This window comes from Legionella moravica DSM 19234 (assembly GCF_000423305.1).
Lineage (GTDB): Bacteria > Pseudomonadota > Gammaproteobacteria > Legionellales > Legionellaceae > Legionella > Legionella moravica.
Map to the genome: position 1 here is coordinate 1 of NZ_AUHS01000049.1, position 4,207 is coordinate 4,207.

Consider the following 4,207-nt stretch of genomic DNA (forward strand, 5'->3'; position numbering starts at 1 on the left):
AGATACGCCACATGGACTGGCTTCCATTCCATTTTATATTTTTCAGACAGTTTCTCTATAAACGCATTGAATTCCTGCTCAGAAATGTCCAGTCCGCGAAGAAGTTCTCTCTGCTGCTCATTTAATGCGTCCATATCGACCAGTACTTGCTTTATATCACCAAGTTGCTTCAGGTTATCAGGGGTGATTCGGGAAGCAAAATGCCCTCGTGCGAACTCACGAAGTTCTTCATCAAGAAGTTCAGTTCCAAGTGCACGCAACTGAGGATGGCCAATAATCGATTGAAAAAGACGACGCAGGCAGCCTGAATAACAACTTGGATTATCGCCTTTCTGATCATCGTAATACTCCTTAACCTCTCTACCATCACGGCGTTTTGCAGGACGTATTTTATCCCAATTATGGGCGCGATTGATGAGGGCAAGCTCAGCGATAAAATGATTGATCCGCCCTTTAAGAGTATGTCCCTGGGTTGGCTCCGCCTTTTCGTCGGTTGCCGCAGCCCAAAGAAGTACAATCTCTTTGCTGTATCCCTCAAATGGCGCATAACCCAATCCCGCCTGCGGCTCTCCCTCAGCAAAAGATGCATTAGCCGCCATCCATGGGTTGGGTTTCAGTATCCAGCGCAGCGCAGTATGCACATCATGTACGTAATAAGCCCTCAATGCACTGGCGCGCGCTTCCCCGCTGAGGCCAAGCTGCTGAAACGCCTCCCAGGTCAGGGGCAGGACGAGGTCCTTTCCATGAAGAGTGATGCGAGCCGGTTTGGCTTCATAACGTTTGCGTAGATAGTCACGCAGCTCTTCCAATAAATGGTCTGTGCTGAGGAAAGCCGTATGCGCATAATGTTCTTTAAGACGAGAGAAGCGAAGTTGCTCCAACGGTGATAAAGCACGTAAAGACGATTCCCTATCCTCTACTATGGTTCGGATGTCCACATCACCGGTAACGTCATCGGCATAATAATTATGGGCTTGCGCCAGTTCGTACACCTGCGGTATTGCCATGAGCAGTTGAATCGCCCCCTGGTTTTGGTGACGAATTGCTGCACGCAGGAGTGCGTTTTCCTCATTGAGAAGCACCGTATGTGCCTGGGCACGTACGCTGGGTAGATGCAGTAAAAAGTGCAAAAGCTGTTGCGATGAGGGATTGTTATGTCGAGTAAATCCTATTGCCGCACGCAGAGCAAAAGCGGTATTCGCCTCATCCAACGTAAAGACTGAGTCTGGATTACTCTCGGCAAAGGCTCTTGCTTCAGCTTGCCATACCTCACAGCGCTCGTACAAAAATACCGGCAATACATCACCACACTCCTCCTGATGCAAAAGAGCCCAATCTATAAATGTCGGGTAGTGCAGAAGATGCCACAGTGTATCGGGATGTGTTTTAGCGCATTTGGTGAGACGAAATCCATTAAAAGATTCGGTGTTAAATACCTCTTGAAAATCATCGATTCGGCAAAGGCATCGGAGTACAGTGTTCAAAAATTCTGGAGTCATCGAGCGTTCCAGGTGCCGCAAAATTGATGTATTGCCACCTGCCGCAGCATCAATGTAGATATCGGCGATAACCCGGTCAGGAATCTGAGGAGATCCCAGTTGCTTTAATCGTCTCTCCACATAAGGCGCGACGTCGGGATGTCGCGTTGCCTGTACATAAGAACGATAATTATTAGACACAATTGCGGCACAAATTTGTTCAGGAGGCATGTAGGACTCAAGGTAAGGCAAAACGTCAATCCTAAACATTCTAAGAGCCTTTCTGTATGCTTCATAATCTTTCGACTGCAGTGCTGCCGCCATAAAATCCGAAGGCATTAATTCAAGCACATGCTGAAGAGTTTTGATATGGCCATTGGAGACTATCTCTTTGAATACATGAAAATCATTCTTTTGAAGCATCCACTTCATTTCATCAAGTGATATGAAGCCTTCAAGGAGATCCTGGTATTCCAGATGATTGCCTAAAAGAGCAGATACCCATCCTTCAAGACGGTTATTCCGGAGCGCTTCATTTATTTCTTCAGGGGTCATAAACCTTTTAAAGTACTCGCTGATTTCATTATTTCTTAATAAAACAGTTCGGACCGATGCATAACCATGGGATTGAATTATATTCCTAATTTCTTCATGCGATAGAAAGTGTTCTTCAAAGTACTTCGCAATATCAATAAAGCCACGGTATATGACATGGCGGTACTTTTCGTAGTTATTATTTTGAAGCATGCACTGAATTTCTGTTTTATCCAGATATTGCTCTATGTGCCTGAGGTTCGAAAGGCAACCAGAGCCTATTGCACAATGAGAAACATTATAATTATTCGCCCTTAACTTCTGCTTAATTTCATCAACAGTCATAAAAGTTTCGAGGTACTCTGTAATGGCGAGGTTTGGACCACTCAAGACCTCTTCGTATGCAGACCAGGAGTCTGCACTTATAATACTGTAGATTTGTACCTTGGACAGACGAGACTCCAAGTGTTTGAGTATATCGAGATTGTCCGTCAGGGCATAGGGGTTAAAATCACTGCATTGACAGGCCTCGAATACTTGTTCAGACGTCATCCTGGATTCGAGGTGCTGCACCATCTCCATATGACCGTTTCTGATGGCTTGAATATACGGCGTGCAGCCATCACCTTCATAGTTAGACATTGAACGCGCTTCAATTATTTGTTCCTCAGTCATACAGCGTTCCAAATACAGCAGGAGCGCCATATCACCCTGTTCTGCAGCCTTACCATAGATTTTGTAATCATTGACACTCAGTGCCTCTCTCCAGATACCGTCATCTATCCCTGTTTGCAACTGCTCGAGGGTCGGAACATCGCCTCTTTCGGCCGCAGCTCGCACCACCTCATATTGATTTGCTCGTAATGCGGCAGGCTTGCGTCCGGAGAGCATTCGTGACTCCAGGTACTGCATGGCAGCGACATGGCCGTTTATAGCAGCTTGGCGGTATGCCTGATAGTAACCGGCGACAACTGAAGCAGTTCGTTGATTTTCCGTCATGTGCGACTCAAGATACTGCAGATTCTCAACACATCCCTGTGCGGCAGCCTCTTGATAGGCCTCAAAGTGATTTTCCCGAATCGCGGTATTGATGTCTTCTGGACTCATTCGGCGTTCCAGGTAGCGCAAGGTATCCGTGTGTCCATTGGCAGCCGCCTTTCGGTACGCCTCAAATCGGTTGGTCTGAACCATGGCCATGATGTGCTCTTCCGTCATCCATCGTTCAGCATATTCCAGGGTAGCGGTATGACCGTTTGCCGCAGCCTTTAGCAGAGCGCCAAAGTCATCCGCTGCAAGCGCTGCGTTCCTGTACTCCGGTAACATCAGGGTATCCAGATGTATTATTATCTCAGTATGCCCGTTTGATAACGCCTCTCTGAATGCCCGAGAATTCTGAACCAGTACAGCCACACGTCGGTTAATAGGATTGGAGTTATTTTCAAGATAGTGCAAAAAAGCCATTTGGCCATTTGCTGCTGCTTGGATGTACACAGCAAAATCATCGGCTTCAATCGCATTCCACCACTGCGCAGGTGTTAAGCGCTGTGCCAGAAATTGCATGAACGATAGAGTACCGTATTGTGCAGCAGTAACGCATCCACTAATCCAAAAGCGTTGCAGAGCTTTAGGAGCCATTTTGACATCAGGGTGCGTGATGTAACGCTCCAGAAGATCTATACGTCCCATAACCAACAGCGCCTTGAGCACATCATGCAAATGGTTCCTATTAACCTTCAAGAGCACAGATAACAATTCTTCAGAAGAAGCCTCCTGATGCCCCAAGAACATGCACAACAAAGCTTTATAAGGTTTGTACCAACGATTCACACGCTGCCAAAAGGTGTCGAAATCCAAATCCATGAACGCGAGTTCCTGAGCAACCGCTTGATAATCAAATTCATGTTTCCATATCGTCCAGGGAATACGGCGAGCGATGGGGTGTGCGGCGTGTTGCGATGGGGTTTTTAAAGAGTTCATACTGGCTCAATCAATCTCTTTGAGGCGAAAAATTGAACATTGTAGATTGATATAAGTCATTTAGCAATGATGAATCACGAACACCCAACAGCGTGCTGAAAAAATGCAAAAAGCTCAAAAACCCCAGCCAGCCAGGAATGCAGGCATTCCTGGCTGGCGGTTATTAAGAGAGACGAGAGCGCTTGAGCGCTTGATCCTGGTCTGAATCCTGTTCTTCG

General features: G+C 46.6%; 1 protein-coding gene. It reads right to left on the minus strand.

Going from position 1 to position 4,207, the window contains the following annotated elements:
* A partial coding sequence (locus tag G543_RS17665) for an SEL1-like repeat protein (protein WP_035921992.1) occupies positions 1-3,989 on the minus strand: 3,989 nt, incomplete at its 3' end.
* Positions 3,990-4,207 lie beyond the last annotated feature (218 nt).